The organism is Candidatus Parvarchaeota archaeon, from assembly GCA_016866895.1.
Lineage (GTDB): Archaea > Micrarchaeota > Micrarchaeia > Anstonellales > VGKX01 > VGKX01.
On sequence record VGKX01000236.1, the window covers coordinates 1 to 1,152 of the forward strand.

Sequence of the window (1,152 nt, forward strand, 5' to 3'; positions counted from 1 at the left end):
ATTGCTCAATTTCATTGTTCATTGCCCAGGATATGTTTTTTCCTCTAAGGCCTACAGCCAGTCAGGTGAAGCTCTGCAAGGAAAAAAGTCGACTGATGATGCAGAGGAGCGCAGCATACAGCAATCTTATTCAGGAGTTTTTTCCTGAATACATCAGATTGAGCATCCACAGCCATAGCAATGAAAAAATAAGCATTAATTTGATACCAGGTGTTGAAAATAAAACACCTTGGCATAATGCCTTGGTAATCAAGAAAAATGGAAGCTATGACTTGATGAAAAGGCTTGATGCTGAACTTTCAGGTTATCAGTTGACTGAAAGGTCGGGAAACAAATTTTTTGTTGAGGCATGATTGCCTCATTTTATTTTTTTCCGATTGAATTAAGCTGCGGTGGTACGAAAAATCCGAACAATACAATATGTAAGAATAATCAGGTTAATAAGAAAAAAAATAACGCAATTAATTATATGCTTTTGCCAAATTATTTCTTCTCTGCTTTTCCAGCGGCTGCTCCGGCTGGCTGTGCCCCGGCCGCTGCTCCTGCTGCAGGCGCAGCCCCAGGCACTTCTGCCGGCAATAATTCGTCGATGATTGCCTGCGGTATCTTCACTTCTGTAAGCTTGCCCTTGATGAAGCCCCTTTCCTTGCCTTCGTTGGCAGCAATGATTTCCTTTGCCTTCTTCATGAATTCCTCCCTTCTCTTGAGGATTTCCTCGGCAAGGCGCTTCTTCTCCTCTTCGAGCTGCTTCAGCTCTTCTGCAGAAAGCTCTGTCTTTTCAGTCCTGATTTCCTCATCAAATTTGCCCTGGTTGACCAGCACAATTGCGTCCTTTGCTGCAACGCCCTCAACCATGACACCCATAGAATTTGCTGTGCCAATTACTTCCTTGACCTTTTCCTTCATGCCCTTCCCGAGAAGGCTGTCTGCCTTCATCTTTGCAATCTTTATAACCTGCTCAATCTTGATGTCTGCAACCTTATCCTGCAGCGGATTGCCTGAGCCTTTCTCAATGTTGGCTTCTTTTTTGATAAGCGCGCTCGCAGGAGGCGTACCGATTGAGATTTCATATTCCTTTGTAGAAGTGTCAACTGTAACCTTGACAGGCACTTGCATACCCCTGAACGACTCGGTTTTTTTGTTTATGTCCAT

2 protein-coding genes are annotated in these 1,152 nt (G+C 43.9%); one reads left to right on the forward strand and one right to left on the reverse strand.

The window, feature by feature from the left end:
- The first annotated feature begins 14 nt into the window (after nt 1-14).
- Nucleotides 15-353: a hypothetical protein gene (locus tag FJZ26_06220; GenBank protein ID MBM3230001.1), complete on the forward strand. Its 339-nt coding sequence runs from the start codon at nt 15-17 to the stop codon at nt 351-353.
- A 130-nt stretch (nt 354-483) separates the two neighbouring features.
- Here the strand turns inward: FJZ26_06220 and FJZ26_06225 are convergent, their stop codons facing one another.
- Entirely contained in the window at nt 484-1,152 is a 669-nt protein-coding gene (locus tag FJZ26_06225) for a hypothetical protein (GenBank protein MBM3230002.1), read from the reverse strand.

Excerpts from the sequence above, each read along its gene's own strand:
- FJZ26_06225 (MBM3230002.1), bottom strand. The coding sequence starts at position 1,152 with ATGGACATAAACAAAAAAACCGAGTCGTTCAGGGGTATGCAAGTGCCT.